Origin of the sequence: Cytobacillus gottheilii (genome assembly GCF_018582665.1) — a bacterium.
GTDB classification, from domain to species: domain Bacteria; phylum Bacillota; class Bacilli; order Bacillales; family Cytobacillaceae; genus Cytobacillus; species Cytobacillus gottheilii.
Window position 1 is genome coordinate 736,209 of the sequence record NZ_CP071709.1, and the last position, 17,718, is coordinate 753,926.

Below are 17,718 nucleotides of genomic sequence, written 5' to 3' on the forward strand. Positions count from 1 at the left end.
TTACAAGCAAATGAGGAGGAGGAGTCACAAATGAATAAGCGCTTTTGTTTATATATGATCGCTTGTGCTGTTGTTATTTTGTCTGCTTGTTCAGGTAAAGATGTTGCTGGTGTATATGGAGAGAATGGCTGGAGTCCGAATAACCCAATTGAAGTAGTTGCCGCAGCAGGTGCTGGCGGCGGATGGGATACTACTGCAAGATTGGCGACTCAAACGTTTGAGAAGGAAGGAATTATCAAAGAACGCATGCCGGTGATCAATAAGCCAGGCGGCGGCGGAGCAGTTGGCTGGGCTTATATGACGAGAAAAGAAGGCAATCCCCATAATATTTTTGTCACCTCACCGCCTATTCTGTTAGTTCCGCTGAATGGACAGTCCAAATATGGATATGAGGATTTTACCCCGCTTGCAAATGTGATTGCGGATTATGGTGCTTTTGCTGTGAGTGCTGATGCAAAATGGGATACTTTAAATGATCTTTTTGATGATATGAAGAAGGATCCAAGCAGTGTTTCAATTGTTGGAGTATCATCGCCAGGCAGTATGGATCATATCCAATTTATTAAGATTGCCAGAGCGGCAGGAGTAGATGTGACGAAAATAAAGTATGTTTCTGACCAGGATGGAGGAGCATTAACACAGCTTTTAAATGGAAGCGTTGATGTTTATTCGGCAGGCACTTCAGAAACTGTTGAACAGGTGAGGGCAGGCAAGATTAAAGTGCTTGGAATTACAGCACCTGAAAGGCTAGAAGGTGAGACGCTGGAAGACTTCCCAACAGCTGTAGAGCAAGGGATTGATGAAACATTCGTTAATTGGCGAGGTTTCTTTGGACCGGCTGGGATGGACGAACAGCAGATTCAGTATTACCAAGAAAAGTTTAAGCAGCTAAATGATTCACCTGAATGGAAAAAAATCCGTGAAAAATATGGCTGGAATGAATTATATATGGATGGCGAGGAATATGAACAATTCTTAGATGAACAAAATGAAGAAATGTATGCCATATTAGAAGAATTAAAGCTACTGAGATAAGTAGAGGAAGGAGTGCAGAAAATGCTTAAAATGATTCATCGTAAAATCGCATTAGTGCTGATTGTCTTTTCATTTTTATACCTTTTGATGAGTTATCAGCTGCCTGAATATCCTTATGCCATCATTGATGCAGACTTTGTACCGAAAATATTAGGGTTTCTGCTCCTGTTCTTATCTGTACTGCTGTTTTTATCAAAGCAAAAGGAAACAGAGGAAGAGAGAAAGAAGCGCAATATACCTAAAGCAGATATTGTAACATTACTTGTTGTATGCGCGTTTATGCTTGTTTATATATTTCTATTTGAAATGATCGGCTTTTTTATAATGACAGCATTGTTTATATTTATTTGCTCCTGGTATTTAGGCTACAAAAGACATGTTGTAAATGGAATTGTATCGCTGTCTTTTTCATTATTCATTTACTTGTTATTCAATTATATGCTGCAGATTAATTTGCCGGCAGGAATTTTGCCGTTTTAAGGGGGGATCTATATGGGCTCAATAGAAGGATTGATGTCAGGTTTTCAGGTCGCACTTAGTTTACAGGGGATATTGTTTGTTTTTATTGGTGTATTTGTTGGTACTTTCATTGGTATGATGCCAGGACTTGGACCGATCTCGGCTATTGCAATTATGATTCCAATTACGTACAGCATGGATCCTGCGATAGCACTAATGATGATGGCCGGGGTCTATTATGGAGCAGTTTTTGGCGGCTCATCTTCATCCATACTTTTGAATGCACCAGGAGTTGCGGGAACAGTTGCAACTGCATTTGACGGATATCCGATGGCTCAGCAAGGAAAAGCTGGTAAAGCACTCGCTATTGCCGCCATTGCCTCATTTATAGGCGGAACAGTCAGTGTTGTGTTATTGATGTTATTTTCACCATTGCTATCCTCGATTGCTGTTTCTTTTGGACCGGTAGAATATTTTGCCTTAATGCTGCTGGGCTTGACCGCCATTGCCAGTTTGTCGGATGGATCAACATTAAAAGCATTTATTTCTGCCACATTAGGAATTATAGTCGTTACAATTGGAATTGACGGGCAAACGGGAACAGCTCGTTTCACATTTGAGAATGCCTATCTGCTTGAAGGGATTGACTTTTTAATCATTGCTTTAGGTTTATTTGCTCTAGCAGAAGTTTGCACACTGATCTTTAACCGGAATGAAGCTGCAGATAAAGAAAAAAATGAAAAGATTGGCAGTTTGAAACTGACAAAAGAAGATGTAAAGGAAATTAAAGGACCAATTACAAGACAGTCATTTTTAGGCTTTATCATTGGTGTTCTGCCGGGAGCGGGAGCCACTATCGCCTCTTTCATTGCGTATATAACAGAGAAAAAAATTGCAAAAAAGCCTGAAGAATTTGGAAAAGGATCAGTTAAAGGACTGGCAGCTCCAGAGGCGGCAAATAATGCTGCAACGAGCGGTGCCTTTGTTCCGCTGCTAAGTTTAGGAATCCCTGGTTCAGGAACAACTGCCGTAATGCTCGGTGCCTTTCTAGTTTTGGGCATTCAGCCTGGCCCGCTTCTTGTTCAAGATAATCCAGAAGTATTCTGGGGAATTATCGCCAGTATGTATATAGGGAATGTATTTTTGCTAATCTTAAACCTGCCCCTCATTCCTTATATATCAAAAGTGTTAACGATTCCAAGACCAATGCTCATTTCTCTTGTGATCACGTTTAGTATGGTCGGTGTATATGCGTTGAGCTTCAGTACATTTGACCTTTACCTGCTGTTGATTTTTGGTATAGTTGGATTCTTAATGAGAATCTTTTCATTTCCAGCAGCTCCATTTATTTTAGCGTTTATCTTAGGTGGCATGATGGAGCAGGCTCTAAGACAAACGCTGACCATTTCAGATGGCAGTTTATCAATCTTTGTTGAACGCCCAATTGGGTTAACCTTGATGATTGTCGCAGTACTTGTTATGACTGTGCCTTTATTTAAAAAGAAATCGTGGAATCCAGCTAAGAAAAAAACGGATGCTGCTTAAATAATATCTGCCGATTGCCATTATGTGCAGTCGGTTTTTTGATTATCCTGTTTGAACAAAGAATGTTGACTAAGGTGAAGTCCCATGCTGGAGTGAAGCGGCGTGGAGACACAGTACTTTCCTATATAGCTTGGAAATCTTTCTAATATTAATAGTGAAAGAAAGTTCGGAGGCTATTAAAAGAGAATAAATATAGAAAATAAATCCAATATAAAAGAGAGGATGATAAAGGAGAGATTAAATTGAAAAAAGCTGTTAGATACGTTGTTTTGTTTATGGTTATGACGTTGTGTCTTTCAACGGTGCATGCTGCCGCTTCAAGAAAAGGCAGCAGTACCCAAGAGGATTATAAAAAGCTATGGACAGAACATTTCGTATGGTCCCAAAGCTATATTGTAAGCGAGATGGAGGACTTGGATGATCGTGATGCCGTTCTAAATAGATTGCTTAAAAACCAGGAGGATATTGGTGTATCACTTTCACCTTACCTGGGTGAAAAAGGAACGGCACAAGTAACCGCTCTCTTAAAGGATCATATTTTGCTGGCTGGAAAAATGATAAAAGCAGCAAAAAATGGTGAGAAGGAAACGATTGCTCAAGAACAGAAAAAATGGTATGAAAATGCGAACGAATTGGCAGCAGTTCTAAGTGAAGCCAATCCAAGCTGGCAGGAAAAGACTCTTCAAAATATGCTGCACATTCATTTAGAGCATATGGAAAATTATATTTCAGCTAGAATCATTCGTGATTGGGAAGCAGAGATTACAGCTGCTGATGAAAGTCTGGTTCATATGCAAAAACTCGCTGACTATCTAGCTGAGAAAAATTAGGTTGACAAAAAGTACGATCCTTAATATGATAAGAATATAATTAAATATGTTCGGATATCCCTAAAGGGGAGTAGCTTTAACAGCAAAGTCGTCATTTCGGAGCTTTTAGCTCTCGGCTTTGTTGGCAGTGTGAACACTGTTAGCAAGACCTTTACCTATTCACGGTAGAGGTCTTTATTATTTTTGTTGACCTTTACCAAAATGGTAAAGGTCTTTTTATTGCCATTTTACATATAGGACGGCCGAACATATAAACAAAACGATTAAAGGAGGAAAAAGAATGGAGTTATCATTATTATTGGAGTATGGATGGGTGTTATTAGTTCTGATTGCACTAGAAGGACTGCTGGCAGCTGATAATGCGCTCGTACTTGCGATCATGGTAAAGCATTTACCAGAAGAAGAGAGAAGAAGAGCCTTATTTTACGGATTGGCGGGAGCATTTGTTTTCCGATTTGGTTCCTTATTTGCCATTTCATTCCTGGTAGATGTATGGCAGGTTCAGGCAATCGGTGCGATCTATTTATTATTCATCGCGCTTAATCACATATACCGTAAGCTTGTTGTAAAAAAAGCAGAGTCTTCGGGGACAGAGCGTCCCAAGAAAAAATCTGGTTTTTGGATGACTGTATTTAAAGTAGAACTGGCAGATATCGCATTTGCAGTTGACTCCATCTTAGCAGCAGTAGCATTAGCAGTAGCACTCCCAGATTCAGGACTGCCGAATATCGGCGGCCTTGATGGAGGAAAGTTCTTAGTTATATTTGCTGGAGGACTAATTGGCCTTGTTATAATGCGTTTTGCAGCCAACTTCTTTGTCGGACTTCTTGAAAGAAGACCAGGGCTTGAAATTGCAGCCTTTATGATTGTCGGCTGGGTTGGGGTTAAGCTGCTTGTTTATACAATGTCACATCCAGCATTGGCATTCCTTCCAGAAGCGTTTGCAAAGTCCACTGAATGGAAATCAATTTTCTATATCGTGTTAGTTCTTATCGCAGCAGGCGGCTGGTTCCTTTCAAAAGAAAAAGCTGTGGCAAGTGGTGAAGTGAAACATTAATTCGTATTTGACCACAAAAAGAAGCTTGCCTCCCAACACATGGGTGCAAGCTTCTTTTTTAGTGTGTGATTATAATGCTTTAGCCAAATTAATTCGCTTATTTAAAGCATACATAACTGGAATTCCTGCCAATAAAACAATAAATTCCCCAACAGCTGTTGTGTAGTACGTTTCTAAAAATGGCAATCCAAACGCCAGTTTCAGTTCTAATGCAATCAGCCACATCATCAGCGTAAAGACAATCGTGTTTATTGCTAATCGTGCCCAAATATTTTTAACATATTTACAAATAAATATCGTAATCAGCAAAGATAATAAGGAATGACCGGTACCGAAAATGAGGTCATAGCCTTTCATTGGAGAAAACAATAAATTGGTTAAAAATACGCCTAATACGATGCCGTAAAGGTATTTTTTATTAAAGACAATCAGGTGGTTAAACAATTCCGATACACGGAACTGAACAGCTGTGAACCCGAATGGCTGAATAAGCATGGTAACAGCAATATAAAGGGCAGCAATAATGCCGTTAAGGACAAGGTTTTTACTATTCATTTTATTTCTCTCTCCTTAGTTTTTTATCGTGGGAGGTTCTCGAACCACGTCAGACATACTTTCAAATAATAGTCTATGAATATAGGCAAGTCAATAAGAAAAGATTTCAATTTTAGGAGAGACCAGGTAATGTAACCATGGAAAAGGGAAATGATCCAAATTAAAAAACCGCAGGCATATGTCTGCGGTGTATCGATTAGTGCCGTTTCATATAGTCAAATAACACATGGACCACTTCATAGCCTTGGTACGCAAAAATACTTCCTGCTGTAAGTGAAAATAATCCAATCATTAGAAAACGAAATAACATCATAATTCCTCCTCGAATTTTTATTAAATGCTTTAATAAAAACAAGGAGAAACAGAAATTGAATTTGCCTGATAAAAATATGGTGTCATAAAAATCTTTATTCTCGTATTCTTTGAGAAATGCAGACATATAGCTGCTGCTGCAGTTGTCATAAGTACAATGATGGCCGCAGAATCAAATAAAAGCGACGGGACCTTTTTTACTTCATCCTTTTCGCCAGCATGGTCATGTATTCCAATGGATCCAGCTGTCAGGACATCGTCAGCTCCGATGAAGGACTGTGCCATATTGTTTGGAAAACCAATGAGAAGATAAGACAAAAAGATGAACAGTAAACCGATGGATATGATTTTTTTATGTTGATTCATCTTTAATCCTCCCTCTCTAAAAAGTGTTCTTATCATAACAATATTTTTTATGTTAGTAAATAAAAAGATTTCACCAAAATGACCTATTATTTGCAGAGTAAAAGACTAATCAAATGTTTGATTAATAGGTATGTTCGTATTTTTCAGCATGTAATATAGAACTGAATGAAAAGAATAGCTGTTTTTTTATTTTGAAGAAATTCTACTTAATAACGCACTTCTTCCTTTATTTTTGTTATCATATGGTAAAGAAGGATAAAAAATGAGGTGGAGAAAATGATGACGACAGGTACCATTGCTGTCATAATGGTGTTTTCAATTCCGATTATTGCGATTTTGGCAGACCACTTCCAAAAACAAACAAAGCTAAAGCATAAAGTCGTAAAAGACCAATTGGAACTGGAAAAGCTTAAACATGAAAACTTCATGCTGGAAACGGAAAAAATGAGGCAAGAGCTCGAGATACAACTAAAACTGGATGAAATAAAAAACAAAAAAGAAATTTTATAATAGTGCATGTAGAAAAGTTTGGCATAAATTCCAAGCTTTTTTATTTTTATTCAAAGAAACAAAGCTGCCAAATAACACGGCAGCTTTCTTTAGAAAACATTATAAAGTTATCTCTTTGTTAATTGTCACTTCAATATAATGAATCTGATGACCTTCTATTTCAGTAACCGTAAAGACAAAGCCTTCATATTCCACTTTACTGCCTACTTCAGCGTCAAAGTTTTGAGTAAGAAACCAGCCGCCTAATGTATCGACGTCTTCATCATCCAGTTCAATTTCTAGAAGATTATTGACATCATCAATAAGAAGCTTTGCATCTAGAAGATAATGATTTTCTTTTATCTTGCGAATTTCAGGCAATTCGTCTTCGTCAAATTCATCACGGATTTCTCCAACAATTTCTTCGATGATATCTTCTACAGTAACCAGTCCAGAAGTACCGCCATATTCGTCCATTAAAATAGCAATATGTGTGCGTTCTTTCTGCATTTTGATTAAAAGGTCGTTGATTGGAACGGTCTCAATTACGCGAATCACTGGGTTGATGAATCGTTCTAGTGTTAAATCCTTTGTATCTTCACGCTGCAGATTAGCAGTTAAAAATTCTTTTACATTAATAAATCCAAGGATGTTATCTTTATCTCCATCCACAACGGGGTAACGTGTATATCGTTCTGTTTTAATAGTGTTCATGACATCCGTAAAGGAGTCATCAGCGGAGAATGCAACCATTTCTGTCCGCGGTACCATGATCTCTTTTGCAATTCTTTCATCAAACTCAAAAATGTTGTTCATATATTTTAGTTCATTTTTATTAATTTCACCGCTTTTATAACTTTCAGATAAAAGGATGCGTAATTCTTCCTCAGAGTGAGCTAATTCATGCTCGGATGCAGGCTTTAAACCGAAAAGTCCAACAAGAAGCCGAGCTGATCCATTTAAGAACCAGATAAATGGGAATAAAATGCGATAGAACCAAATAATTGGTCGCGCAAAAGCAAGTGTAACTGCTTCTGCCTTTTGAATAGCGATGGTTTTAGGTGCTAACTCACCAACCACTACATGCAAAAATGTAGCAATAGCAAAAGCAATTCCAATCGTTAGAATATGAGACATTGAGTCATTTACTTGAAAGTATTCAAACAGGGGATGAAGAAGGACTTCAAATGTAGATTCCCCAACAAATCCTATTCCTAAAGCTGTGACCGTGATCCCAAGCTGACAGGCAGATAAGTATTCATCTAAATGTGTGATGACTTTTTTGGCTGCAAGTGAGCCAGCTCGACCTTCCGCAATGAGTTGATCTATTTTTGAGGAGCGTATTTTTACAATTGCAAATTCAGTTGCCACAAAAAAAGCGGTTAAAGCGATTAATATAGCAAATAAAGTTAAATTAAGGGTTGTCAATGGCAGTCTTACAATACTATGTAAGACTTACACCTCCTGTGAAAAATTTTAATTTACATTAATTAAGTAATAATAACAAAGCTTGAATAAGTGACATGCTCTCGCTTGAAACTTGCTTCTTTACATATTCATGATTATTTTCATCCTTTTTATCAAGCTGAGCCAGTACATCTGATACTTCTTCTTGTAATCCTTTAATTTTTAGCCGCAGCTCAAGAACATCAATTTCTTCTGCTTCTTCTAAATCCTTTTTATGCAGCAGCTGTTTGATTTCTGAAAGCGGCATGCCATTCTTCTTATGATTTTCAATAAATTCAAGACGTGAAACAGCCGATATATCGTAATAGCGATAATTTGATGGTGAACGCTCGGCATGCAGAAGGCCCAAGTTTGTATAATGATCAATTGTTCTTTTTGTCACTTGAGCTCTCTCAGCAAGCTCACCAATTTTTAATTTCTCGTTCCCAATGCAATCCCTCCGAACTGTAACGTTATAGTTATAAGAAGCATTATAAATTTCTTGCTCCATTTACGCAACTAAAAGTTATTATAGAGAATGATATTGCGGGAATGATACAATATTTTTTTCCTGCAATAAATTGAAGTGTAAGGTATAAATGACTCAGTCAAATGCTGTACCCGAACGCAGCAGATATTTTTATCTGTCTAATGGTTCGGTTTTTTGCTGTTTTTGATAGTAATACATTTTTGTTGTTTTTTTGCCTGTGTCTTTTTATATATGACACCGTGTCATAAATCGATTGACAGATGACACGGTGTCATATAAGATAGTAATATGATCATGACAACATGTCACATTGAGGTGTAATGATGAAAAATAGTAAAGTAGCAGCACTCGTTAAAAAACTGCAATTACAAGGAATTAACGCAGTATTATGTAAACGTCCAGTACTAGTAAAGAATTAAGAGGAGACTTCCATGAAAACGATTTTTGACTTGGATAAAATGAAAACACTTAAGACAGATCTTGTACGATTTATGATGACATACAAATTTGCTTTAGATGAAATGAATACAAAGATTGATATTTTAAAGCAGGAATTTCAATATATACATGACTATAATCCAATTGAACACGTGAAATCGCGTTTGAAATCACCTGAAAGTATCCTGCAGAAGATGCAGAGAAAAGGCTATGACCTTTCTTTACCAGCAATTAAAGAGAATATACATGACATTGCAGGTATTCGGATTACCTGTTCATTCATTTCTGATATTTATGAAATAAGCAATATGCTCCAAAAGCAAAAGGATATTAAAGTGATCGAATGTAAGGATTATATTAAAAATCCTAAGGGAAATGGCTATCAGAGCCTGCATTTAATTCTGCAGATCCCTGTATTTATGTCCGACCGTGAGGATCTCGTTAATGTTGAAATTCAAATTCGTACAATTGCGATGGATTTCTGGGCGAGCCTCGAACATAAAATTTATTACAAATACAATAAGGAAGTACCCAGCAATATAAATGAGGAGCTTAAAGAAGCGGCTGAATCAGCTGCTGAGCTTGATAGGAAAATGGAGAAAATCCATAAAGAAATGAAACAAATAAAAGAGCTGAATAAAGAGGAAAACCTAGAGGGATTGATATTCAACAATCGCCACTTCCGTTTTCCATATGATCTGTTAACAGGGAATCAACAGAACTAAGGAGGAAGAAGTATGTTTCAAAGAACAGCAGAAATGCCAGCATTTATAAAGAAGGAGCTAGAGAAATTAGAAGAAAAGATACAGCCAGTTATGAAAAAGGCATCCAAATATGTACTCTTTTCATATCCGCTTATCTTTATCTCCATTATGAATCTGTTTCTCGTGCTGTTTGGCATGACAACTACTGAGAATGCGGCTTTAACCATTATGATATACGCTGTGATCGGGGCGGTTGGGATGGCTCTTTCAAAAGAAGGGAAATTACTAAGAAAAGATATCCTGAAAAGAACAGCAGAATATATTATTGAACGTATCAATAAGAGTGAGGATGCAAGTGAGAGTTTAAAAAATAAATACATCATGCTTGTTAAAGGACAGCCTTTTTTACTGATACAGCATTTTATCGAGTTCTTAAAAGAGGAAAAACGCGACAGATTATATAGCTAGTCTGATAGAGAATCAGGAGTGAGACCATTGCCGAAAATCACATTTTTTAATTTGCCTGAAGATAAAAAAACAATATTAATTAAAGCGGCAAGAGAAGAGTTTTCAAGGGTGCCCCTATCACAGGCATCTATTACAAATATTATAAAAGCTGCTGGAATTCCAAGAGGAAGCTTTTACCAGTATTTCGAGGATAAAGAAGATGCCTTTTTCTTCTTGCTGAATGAGCATGTAAAAGAAAACAAACAGCGTTTTGCTTCTATCTTAATCAAACATAATGGTGACTTATTTTCGGCTATGCTGGATTTTTATGAGTCGATTATAAGTGAGGAAGAGGAAAACCTGCATTTTTTAAAAAATATTTTTCTGAATATGACTCATCAAATAGAAAGTACCTATGCAAGAAGTTTTCATGATAATCAGGATCGAAACAGCGACTATAATATGTTTGCCGGTCTTGTGGATCAAAAGAAATTAAATATTACGAATGAACAAGAACTGGCATGTATGGGGCAGATTATTATAGCAGTAACGATTAGGAGTTTCATTGAAAAATTTGCACGGGAGCTTCCGAATGAGGAAGCTCTTGAGCATTATAAAATAGAAATGGAGCTTCTGAAAAGAGGACTTGCCAAATAAAGTGAAATACGAATTACAGACTTCCTCGCCGAAATTGGCGAGGTTTTTTTATACTCTAAATTCTTAATAAAAGTTCATATGTTCTTTTTTAGCTTTATAGTAGTACATTCGATCCTCAAGTGTCCCTGTATGGAACTCAAACTTATGACCATCCGGATCAGTGAAATAGATGGATTTCCTGTCTAATTCATCTCTGGGGCGACCAGGCAGAATATGAACGTGAAGTTCCTGCAGTTTTTTTAAAGCAGCATCAAAATCTTCTTCATTAATAGAGAAAGCAATATGCGTGTACGACATGTTTATCTCACTTCTAGGAATATCCTTTTCTTCATTCAGCGCCAGCCAAAGTCCGTTTAAATCAAAATAGGCGGTTGAACGTCCTTTTACAAGCAGCTTAGCATTGAATACAGATTTGTAAAACTGAATTGATGTTTCTAAGTTGGATACAGAAAATAGTAAATGGTTAATGCCTTGTATATTCAAGATATCATTTCTCCAATCAATCATTTTATTAACTTCTTAGTACTTTCCACTAGAAAGGAAGGGGTTCCCGTGTGGTATCTCCTTATTAGACGGAATGATTTTGCTTTAAGTTTCAAAAAAGAATAATAATTAACTATTGATTTTGATAATCATTATCAATTAAAATAAAGTAAATGATAATCATTCTCAAAGAGAGGTGCGTAAAAATGACATTAAAAGAGCAAGAAATTATGTACATATTAAATTGTTTTGACTGCGGCTACTTTGAAAATGGAAAAGTGTATTATGATGCCTGTCCGTGCTGCGGGGAAGGTAGTTTATTTGAAGATCATGCATTAAGCTATTTAAATGAACTGCCTCTCAACTCTTGCAGGGTTAAAGGATCATAAATGAAACAGCACCATATTTAATCAATCGAGGTGTAAAATGAGCAATATTCTCTTAATATTTGCAAGTAAGTCAAGAGATACAGAAGAAATGGCTGATTGGAGCTGCCATTAAAGAAACGGGCGCTTATTAATAATAAGGTAGAGATCATCCTATGTGGAAGAAACTGCATGGGTGTGGTCTCTTTTTTCTTTGTGTTTACCAAAGGAAATGGGAAAGATTTGTCGAAAGGAGTAAGATGGGAGTTCAAAATCAATGACCTTTTAAAAGGAGATATACATCGATGTACACTGTTTTTTCAACATTTGACGTACCAGAACATAAGGCTGATGAAGTCGTTTCAATCTATAGAAATCGATCTAAAATGGTTGATACCGCGCCGGGATTTATTGACTTTATGCTGCTCCAAAACGATAAACGCAAGGGAGAGCTGACGGTACAGCTTATTTTTGATTCAAAGGAAAATTATTTAAATTGGGTAAGAAGCGAAGATTTTAAAAAGATACATGATCTGGAGAAAAAATATCCTGATCGAGAGCTTGCTGCTATTGTTCCGAAAGTAACGCAATATAAAATCGTTGCACGGTAAGATGGATAGACTGCAGGATCAAGAGAATAAGCAGTTCACCTCATACAGAAATGATTGTATGTTACACTATTCTTAAACAGCAGCAAAGGGTGTGATCAAGTGAGTAAAGAAGTTGAATTTGCTTCCATCCTTCTTTTGGGAGACACCGATAAAGCAATAGAATACATTCAAAAAGAGAAGAAGCAAGATCACTTCTCTATTTATAATGAAGTTATGACACCCGCGATGCGATATATTGGAGTGCTCTGGGAACAAAATAAAATTACAGTCGCTGAAGAGCATCTGGCAACAGCCACATGTGACTTTGTTCTTTCAAAACTTATGTATAAAAACAAACGTGAAGAAAACAAAACAAAAAGAGCTATGTTCTTTTGCATAGAAGGCGAACAGCATTATCTTGGGTTAAAAATGGTAGACAGTCTTTTCCAGGAACATGGGTGGGAAACGAAGTATTATGGACCAAACCTGCCCCTGGATGTTGCTCTGCAGGATAGTTTGAAATGGCAGGCAAAAGTGATCTGCCTATCCGTTTCACTAGCTACAAACCTGCCTAAACTTAAAGAATATACGAAAGCATTTGAAGGGCTTCCACAGAAACCTGCTATTTTAGTAGGCGGCAGACTCGCATCCATGTATGATCTTAATCATTTTACCTCATCTCAGTCGATTGTTTTAAAAGATTTAAATTCAGTAACAGACTGGCTAAAGGATTGGAGCACAAGGACGGAGGATTCCACATATGCAAGCAATTGATGAAAATCTGCCGCTTCCTTTTGTGAAAATTAAACAAGACGGTACCATCCTTTCTTTTTCCAAGACAGCCTATAAGGAATTCAATTTATTAAAGGGAAATCTCTATTCACTTGTAGATGGAGAAAGTATGGCTAAGCTCCAAAGAGCGATTCATACAGAAGAGTCAGCCACAGGTGTAGAAATACATGTTAAGTCCTCAAGATCAGATTTATCTTTATACGAGGTGTTTATATCTATAGATGAGAATGAACATGCGAATCTGCTGTTCCGGTGCAAAGATAATGACACCAGCATATTAATGGAGAGACTGCTCAGTCTGCAAACGAGATTAAATGATACTGACTTTGAATTACTTGAAAAAAAGGAACAACTGGAGCGTGCCTTAAGAAGATTAGATGTCCTGTCAGGACCATTTATTCCATTGAGCGAAAAAATAGGCTATATTCCGATCTTTGGGGATATCGCTGAAGAGAAGTTGCGGGTGATCTCGGAAAGTAGTCTTCAAAATATATCTGAAGGTGATTTTGAAACGATTTTAGTAGACTTAACAGCATCTGGATCGATAGAAGAAACTGGGGTGCGGAGGCTGATCGATTTCCTAAAAACGATTGAGATTATCACAGGGGAAAAAGCCAGATTAATCGGTGTAAAACCTAATGCTGCTGAGGCATTGAGCAGGAATGGAATACAGGATTATGTACTGACAGCTTCATCTTTAAAAAAGATTCTTTGGCAATATTTTTATGAGCATTCGTTATCATGAGATTTTCAGTAAAGCAGGCGGAACATTGTTTATACAGTTCCTGCCTGCTTTTGTTTATTTAGTCATTCTTTTAAGGACAGTTTATCTCTGGTGGGAAAAAGGCCTAGTTTTCCTATGCGATCTACTGCTTCCTGAATCCGTTCCTCATCTACAAGCAGTCCGACACGGATATAGCCTTCTCCATATGTTCCAAATCCATTACCAGGTGCTACAGCAACATCAGCATGTTCAAGCAGATAATCGGAAAATTCTTCACTTGAATATCCATCTGGGACGGGGAGCCATGCGAAAAATGAACCTGATGGTGCTGAAACGTCCCAGCCAATTTTTTGACATGAGGAAATAAGTGTATTGCGGCGTCTTTCATAGCGTGCAACAAGGTCTCGTACACATTGCTGATCGCCAGAAAGAGCTGCAGCTGCAGCTTTTTGAACAGCAGGAAAAAGACTGACGTACAGGTGATCTTGAATTAAATTTAAAGCTTCAATAATGACGGGATTTCCGACAGCAAACCCAACGCGCCAGCCAGCCATATTATATGTTTTAGATAAGGTATACATCTCTATACCAACATCTTTTGCACCTTCAATTTCAAGAAAACTTACTGGTTTCTGATGATCAAAACCGATCGCTCCATAGGCAAAGTCATGTAAAATGGCGATATTATGCTTCTTAGCCATTTCGACTGTTTGTTCAAAGAAGCTATGATCTGCAACTGCACCAGTAGGGTTATTAGGGTAATTCAGATATAGAAGCTTTGCATGATCCTTTACTTCATCTGAAAGATCATTGTAATTTGGAAGAAATTGATTTTCCTCCAGTAATGGGAAGGTTTTATATTCAACATCTGCCAATACTGCTCCAGATAGGTAATCTGGATATCCTGGATCAGGCAATAGCATTAAATCTCCCTCGTTCATCAAACACATAGGCAGCTCAACTAGACCTGTTTTAGTTCCAAAAAGGATCGCAACTTCTGTTGCAGGATCAATTGTTACACCATATTCCTTCATATAGAAATCGGCAGCTGCTTCCTTCAGCTCATCTATTCCGCGAAATGGAGAATATTTGTGTGTAATAGGGTCTACAGCCGCTTCCTGCAGCGCATTGACAATATGAGGAGGAGTTGGCTGGTCTGGGTTGCCTTGTCCCAGGTTAATAATATCTCGGCCTTCATTTACTGCCTTTGCCACTTTTTTTACAAGCGAAGCAAAAAATTGCGGCGGCAAATTTTTTAATCGTTTAGAATGCTCCATGCTGATCCACCTTTAAGTGCAAATTTCAAAACAGAGGAATGATGTACTTTTAAAGTAAAAGTTAGTCATCAGGCAGTTAACTCGCATACGGTTAAGCCTATGCTTATCATACTTCGTCAATCATGTTCTTTCCTGCAAATTTACTTAGAACAAATTTTATATTCAATTTTCTAAAAAGTCTAGTAGATAGAAATAAAAAACTGAAGCGCGTTATAATAGAACATATAATTGAATTATGAAATTTTGGATGTAATCAATACTTATGGCATAATCAAGATGAGATAGATATGACAGAAGAAGGTGGAGCTAAGATGAAATATACGAACATAGCACATACTGATTTACATGTATCGAATATGATCATGGGAAATATGAGATTAAAGCAGCTTTCAGTAGCAGAAGCGGAAGTATTAATAAATACGGCGCAAGAGGAAGGCATTAATTTCTTTGATCATGCTGATATTTATGGCAAAGGGGAATGTGAGGAGCTGTTTGCAAAGGCAGTTCAAATGAACCCCGCTGTTCGTGAAAAAATGGTCATACAGAGTAAGTGCGGCATTCGTCCAGACTTAGGCATTTATGATTTTTCAAAAGAATATATAATAGAAGCAGCAAACGGGATATTAAAAAGATTAAACACTGATTATCTTGATCTGCTGCTGTTGCATCGTCCTGATCCACTGATGGAGCCTGAAGAAGTGGCAGAGGCATTTGACGAGCTTCAAAGCAGTGGAAAGGTTCGCTATTTCGGAGTTTCCAATCACAATCCCGAACAAATTGAACTGCTGCAAAAGCATGTTCAGCAAAAACTCGTTGTAAATCAGATGCAGTTCAGCATTGTCCACACACCAATGATTGACTCCGGTGTTGCGGTTAATATGAAAATCGATCAAGCAGTGAACCGTGACAGCAGTGTGCTGGAGTATAGCCGTATAAATGAAATGACTCTGCAGGCATGGTCTCCATTTCAATCTGGATTTTTCGATGGCCCATTCATTGGCGACTTGGAGAAATATCCTGAATTAAATGAAGTCCTTAACCGGATTGCAGATAAGTATAATGTAACAAACACTGCAGTCGCCGTTGCCTGGATCACAAGACATCCAGCCAATATTCAAGTTGTTTTAGGAACGACGAATACTGGGAGAATGAGGGACGCATGTAAAGGATCCGACCTGAAGCTGACGAGGCAGGAATGGTACGAGCTTTATAAAGCTGCTGGAAATAAGCTGCCTTAAAAAATATAATACTAAACCGCTGGGAACTTTGACTTAAACGTCTCCAGCGGTTTTTTGTAATCATATAACTTATTTTAAATGGATTTCTTTCATAATGATTTTACTGTGAGGAAGAGCTGGAATGTCATTAAAGCTATAGCTTAAATCCTGGTCTGGAATGGCGAAGCTTATTTTATTCACAAGAAAATTCAGCGTTTCTTTCATAATTTCAATCGTCACCCATTCACCAGCACATCGGTGGCCAAAATCATAGTCACCTCCGCCCTGAGGAATAAAGCTGAATGGACTGTCCTTCCAGTTTGAAAAACGATTTGGCTGAAAAAGTTCAGGGTTATCCCACAATTTGGGGTGATGGTTTGTTCCGTATAAATCCAGGAGTGTTAATGTGTTTTCCTCAAAAGAATATCCATTCCATGTGAAGTCCGCTTTTACCCTTGCCGGTGCAAAAGGAAAAAACGGATAAAATCTCCTGACCTCTTGTACAAAGTTCTGAAGAAGATTTTCATCATTCGAGCGCAGTTTGCCTGCTTCTTTTGGATGCTGGAAGACAGCAAGTGCCGTAAAACAAATATACACGGCTACGGCAACAATAGGACGCAGAATATTTAATAGTTCAACAGCGGCGATGTCTGCATCAAGCAGCTCACCGTCCAACTGGCGGTGATTTGAAATAATGAATAAGGATTTATCTTCAGGAGGGATGAAATTGCCGTTTCGAACTTCTATAACTAATTCCTTAAGCCATTTTTCCAATTTTGTTCGTGCGTGTCTGCCTTGCCAATGCTTAGGGCCGAGTGCTGCAGGTGTTTCAAATAGTAATCCAAGTAAATTGGCCGTTTCTTCAACATCGTTCTCTTTAAGAGGAACACCAGCCCAGTCACAAGCTGCCCTGCACAATACCTTTTTGGCTTCGTCGTAAAGGATAATTTCTTTTTCTTGGGAAAACTTCTTGGCCGCAATGTCCCACTCTTTTTTAATAAGAGCACGCATTCTTTGCAGAGAAACAGGTGTCATTAAGGACATAAACATTGCTTTTCGATGGTGATGAGCTTCGTCATCAAGTGTCTGCACACCTTTTTTACCTAACAATGTTTTTTGAATTCGATTTGGAGATGCCCCTTCACGTTTAAACTTTTGGGGATCATAAAAGAGAGCAGCAGCCTCTCTGCCGCGCAGACAAATAACCCGCTCTCCCAGCAGGCGTGTTTCAAAAATATCTGATTGAAATGCAGTACTGCGATTTGTAATAAACAAATAGCCTTCTTTTAATAAATCAAGGCTGTGATCGAGACCCTCTTCTTTTGGAAAGTGTTTTACTTCAGTCATAACAGGCTCCTTTCGGCAAAACAATTTACTGTTTTCTATCTTTTCCTATTTTTTTATCTTTGAAACTTATGAAAATTAATAGAGTGCCGAAAA

Annotated in this window: 21 protein-coding genes and 1 riboswitch; of the genes, 14 read left to right on the forward strand and 7 right to left on the reverse strand. The window is 37.7% G+C overall.

Annotation, left to right across the window (positions count from 1 at the left end; translation table 11 throughout):
* Positions 1-30: 30 nt before the first annotated feature.
* The 5 genes from J1899_RS03525 to J1899_RS03545 all read left to right on the forward strand — a co-directional run bounded on the left by J1899_RS03525 (position 31) and on the right by J1899_RS03545 (position 4,926).
* Entirely contained in the window at positions 31-1,035 is a 1,005-nt protein-coding gene (locus J1899_RS03525) for a tripartite tricarboxylate transporter substrate binding protein (RefSeq protein ID WP_214477638.1), read from the forward strand.
* Positions 1,036-1,056: 21 nt separating this feature from the next.
* Entirely contained in the window at positions 1,057-1,515 is a 459-nt protein-coding gene (locus J1899_RS03530) for a tripartite tricarboxylate transporter TctB family protein (RefSeq protein ID WP_066449973.1), read from the forward strand.
* A 12-nt stretch (positions 1,516-1,527) separates the two neighbouring features.
* Entirely contained in the window at positions 1,528-3,039 is a 1,512-nt protein-coding gene (locus J1899_RS03535; RefSeq protein ID WP_066449969.1) for a tripartite tricarboxylate transporter permease, read from the forward strand.
* Positions 3,040-3,281: 242 nt separating this feature from the next.
* Complete coding sequence (locus J1899_RS03540) at positions 3,282-3,869, forward strand: glycosyltransferase (protein ID WP_214477640.1); 588 nt, start codon at positions 3,282-3,284, stop codon at positions 3,867-3,869.
* Positions 3,870-4,149: 280 nt separating this feature from the next.
* Positions 4,150-4,926 carry a TerC family protein gene (locus tag J1899_RS03545; RefSeq protein ID WP_066449968.1) on the forward strand — a complete coding sequence of 259 codons (777 nt, stop codon included), beginning with the start codon at positions 4,150-4,152 and terminating at the stop codon, positions 4,924-4,926.
* 69 nt (positions 4,927-4,995) lie between these two features.
* Here the strand turns inward: J1899_RS03545 and J1899_RS03550 are convergent, their stop codons facing one another.
* Together J1899_RS03550 and J1899_RS03555 are read right to left on the reverse strand one after the other, a co-directional pair.
* The gene (locus tag J1899_RS03550) at positions 4,996-5,481 is read right to left on the reverse strand and encodes a QueT transporter family protein (protein ID WP_066449965.1); all 486 of its coding nucleotides are present in this window, start codon (positions 5,479-5,481) and stop codon (positions 4,996-4,998) included.
* A 9-nt stretch (positions 5,482-5,490) separates the two neighbouring features.
* Positions 5,491-5,535: riboswitch (PreQ1 riboswitch) on the reverse strand.
* Between the two features lie 288 nt (positions 5,536-5,823).
* Positions 5,824-6,159: a hypothetical protein gene (locus tag J1899_RS03555; protein WP_066449962.1), complete on the reverse strand. Its 336-nt coding sequence runs from the start codon at positions 6,157-6,159 to the stop codon at positions 5,824-5,826.
* A 279-nt stretch (positions 6,160-6,438) separates the two neighbouring features.
* Between J1899_RS03555 and J1899_RS03560 the strand changes: the two genes are divergently transcribed.
* Complete coding sequence (locus J1899_RS03560; protein ID WP_066449958.1) at positions 6,439-6,669, forward strand: hypothetical protein; 231 nt, start codon at positions 6,439-6,441, stop codon at positions 6,667-6,669.
* A gap of 99 nt (positions 6,670-6,768) precedes the next feature.
* On the opposite strand, the gene J1899_RS03565 is transcribed toward J1899_RS03560, so the two are convergent.
* The gene (locus J1899_RS03565; RefSeq protein ID WP_214477643.1) at positions 6,769-8,076 is read right to left on the reverse strand and encodes a hemolysin family protein; all 1,308 of its coding nucleotides are present in this window, start codon (positions 8,074-8,076) and stop codon (positions 6,769-6,771) included.
* 58 nt (positions 8,077-8,134) lie between these two features.
* Complete coding sequence (locus J1899_RS03570) at positions 8,135-8,605, reverse strand: MerR family transcriptional regulator (protein ID WP_214477646.1); 471 nt, start codon at positions 8,603-8,605, stop codon at positions 8,135-8,137.
* A 410-nt stretch (positions 8,606-9,015) separates the two neighbouring features.
* Here J1899_RS03570 and J1899_RS03575 point away from each other — a divergent pair, with 410 nt between their 5' ends.
* The 3 genes from J1899_RS03575 to J1899_RS03585 are packed head-to-tail and all read left to right on the forward strand — an operon-like array spanning position 9,016 to position 10,830.
* Positions 9,016-9,747 (forward strand): GTP pyrophosphokinase, encoded by a 732-nt coding sequence (locus J1899_RS03575; protein WP_066449950.1) that lies wholly within the window; start codon positions 9,016-9,018, stop codon positions 9,745-9,747.
* A 12-nt stretch (positions 9,748-9,759) separates the two neighbouring features.
* On the forward strand, positions 9,760-10,194 hold the full coding sequence (locus J1899_RS03580) for a DUF5392 family protein (protein ID WP_214477650.1): 435 nt from the start codon (positions 9,760-9,762) through the stop codon (positions 10,192-10,194).
* A gap of 18 nt (positions 10,195-10,212) precedes the next feature.
* Positions 10,213-10,830 (forward strand): TetR/AcrR family transcriptional regulator, encoded by a 618-nt coding sequence (locus J1899_RS03585; protein WP_246586576.1) that lies wholly within the window; start codon positions 10,213-10,215, stop codon positions 10,828-10,830.
* Positions 10,831-10,893: 63 nt separating this feature from the next.
* On the opposite strand, the gene fosB is transcribed toward J1899_RS03585, so the two are convergent.
* Positions 10,894-11,337: a metallothiol transferase FosB gene (fosB, locus tag J1899_RS03590; RefSeq protein WP_425514993.1), complete on the reverse strand. Its 444-nt coding sequence runs from the start codon at positions 11,335-11,337 to the stop codon at positions 10,894-10,896.
* A gap of 182 nt (positions 11,338-11,519) precedes the next feature.
* Here fosB and J1899_RS03595 point away from each other — a divergent pair, with 182 nt between their 5' ends.
* From J1899_RS03595 to J1899_RS03610, 4 genes are all read left to right on the forward strand, one after another.
* The gene (locus J1899_RS03595; RefSeq protein ID WP_214477653.1) at positions 11,520-11,702 is read left to right on the forward strand and encodes a hypothetical protein; all 183 of its coding nucleotides are present in this window, start codon (positions 11,520-11,522) and stop codon (positions 11,700-11,702) included.
* A gap of 281 nt (positions 11,703-11,983) precedes the next feature.
* Positions 11,984-12,289, forward strand: a complete 306-nt coding sequence (locus tag J1899_RS03600; RefSeq protein ID WP_214477656.1) for an antibiotic biosynthesis monooxygenase family protein — start codon at positions 11,984-11,986, stop codon at positions 12,287-12,289.
* 99 nt (positions 12,290-12,388) lie between these two features.
* Positions 12,389-13,042, forward strand: a complete 654-nt coding sequence (locus J1899_RS03605) for a cobalamin B12-binding domain-containing protein (RefSeq protein ID WP_214477659.1) — start codon at positions 12,389-12,391, stop codon at positions 13,040-13,042.
* Positions 13,029-13,805, forward strand: coding sequence for an STAS domain-containing protein (locus J1899_RS03610; protein WP_214477661.1), 777 nt, complete (start codon positions 13,029-13,031; stop codon positions 13,803-13,805). Before J1899_RS03605 ends, J1899_RS03610 begins: the two co-directional genes overlap by 14 nt.
* A 62-nt stretch (positions 13,806-13,867) precedes the next feature.
* Here J1899_RS03610 and J1899_RS03615 read toward each other — a convergent pair whose 3' ends face one another.
* Complete coding sequence (locus tag J1899_RS03615; protein ID WP_214477663.1) at positions 13,868-15,061, reverse strand: pyridoxal phosphate-dependent aminotransferase; 1,194 nt, start codon at positions 15,059-15,061, stop codon at positions 13,868-13,870.
* A gap of 311 nt (positions 15,062-15,372) precedes the next feature.
* Between J1899_RS03615 and J1899_RS03620 the strand changes: the two genes are divergently transcribed.
* Complete coding sequence (locus J1899_RS03620; protein ID WP_214477666.1) at positions 15,373-16,299, forward strand: aldo/keto reductase; 927 nt, start codon at positions 15,373-15,375, stop codon at positions 16,297-16,299.
* A gap of 69 nt (positions 16,300-16,368) precedes the next feature.
* Here J1899_RS03620 and cypC read toward each other — a convergent pair whose 3' ends face one another.
* On the reverse strand, positions 16,369-17,625 hold the full coding sequence (cypC, locus tag J1899_RS03625) for a CYP152 family fatty-acid peroxygenase CypC (protein ID WP_214477668.1): 1,257 nt from the start codon (positions 17,623-17,625) through the stop codon (positions 16,369-16,371).
* Between the last annotated feature and the right edge of the window lie 93 nt (positions 17,626-17,718).

Excerpts from the sequence above, each read along its gene's own strand:
- J1899_RS03525 (WP_214477638.1), top strand. The coding sequence starts at position 31 with ATGAATAAGCGCTTTTGTTTATATATGATCGCTTGTGCTGTTGTTATT.
- J1899_RS03530 (WP_066449973.1), top strand. The coding sequence starts at position 1,057 with ATGCTTAAAATGATTCATCGTAAAATCGCATTAGTGCTGATTGTCTTT.
- J1899_RS03535 (WP_066449969.1), top strand. The coding sequence starts at position 1,528 with ATGGGCTCAATAGAAGGATTGATGTCAGGTTTTCAGGTCGCACTTAGT.
- J1899_RS03545 (WP_066449968.1), top strand. The coding sequence starts at position 4,150 with ATGGAGTTATCATTATTATTGGAGTATGGATGGGTGTTATTAGTTCTG.
- J1899_RS03550 (WP_066449965.1), bottom strand. The coding sequence starts at position 5,481 with ATGAATAGTAAAAACCTTGTCCTTAACGGCATTATTGCTGCCCTTTAT.
- J1899_RS03555 (WP_066449962.1), bottom strand. The coding sequence starts at position 6,159 with ATGAATCAACATAAAAAAATCATATCCATCGGTTTACTGTTCATCTTT.
- J1899_RS03560 (WP_066449958.1), top strand. The coding sequence starts at position 6,439 with ATGACGACAGGTACCATTGCTGTCATAATGGTGTTTTCAATTCCGATT.
- J1899_RS03570 (WP_214477646.1), bottom strand. The coding sequence starts at position 8,605 with ATGGAGCAAGAAATTTATAATGCTTCTTATAACTATAACGTTACAGTT.
- J1899_RS03575 (WP_066449950.1), top strand. The coding sequence starts at position 9,016 with ATGAAAACGATTTTTGACTTGGATAAAATGAAAACACTTAAGACAGAT.
- J1899_RS03580 (WP_214477650.1), top strand. The coding sequence starts at position 9,760 with ATGTTTCAAAGAACAGCAGAAATGCCAGCATTTATAAAGAAGGAGCTA.
- fosB (WP_425514993.1), bottom strand. The coding sequence starts at position 11,337 with ATGATTGATTGGAGAAATGATATCTTGAATATACAAGGCATTAACCAT.
- J1899_RS03595 (WP_214477653.1), top strand. The coding sequence starts at position 11,520 with ATGACATTAAAAGAGCAAGAAATTATGTACATATTAAATTGTTTTGAC.
- J1899_RS03600 (WP_214477656.1), top strand. The coding sequence starts at position 11,984 with ATGTACACTGTTTTTTCAACATTTGACGTACCAGAACATAAGGCTGAT.
- J1899_RS03610 (WP_214477661.1), top strand. The coding sequence starts at position 13,029 with ATGCAAGCAATTGATGAAAATCTGCCGCTTCCTTTTGTGAAAATTAAA.
- J1899_RS03615 (WP_214477663.1), bottom strand. The coding sequence starts at position 15,061 with ATGGAGCATTCTAAACGATTAAAAAATTTGCCGCCGCAATTTTTTGCT.
- J1899_RS03620 (WP_214477666.1), top strand. The coding sequence starts at position 15,373 with ATGAAATATACGAACATAGCACATACTGATTTACATGTATCGAATATG.
- cypC (WP_214477668.1), bottom strand. The coding sequence starts at position 17,625 with ATGACTGAAGTAAAACACTTTCCAAAAGAAGAGGGTCTCGATCACAGC.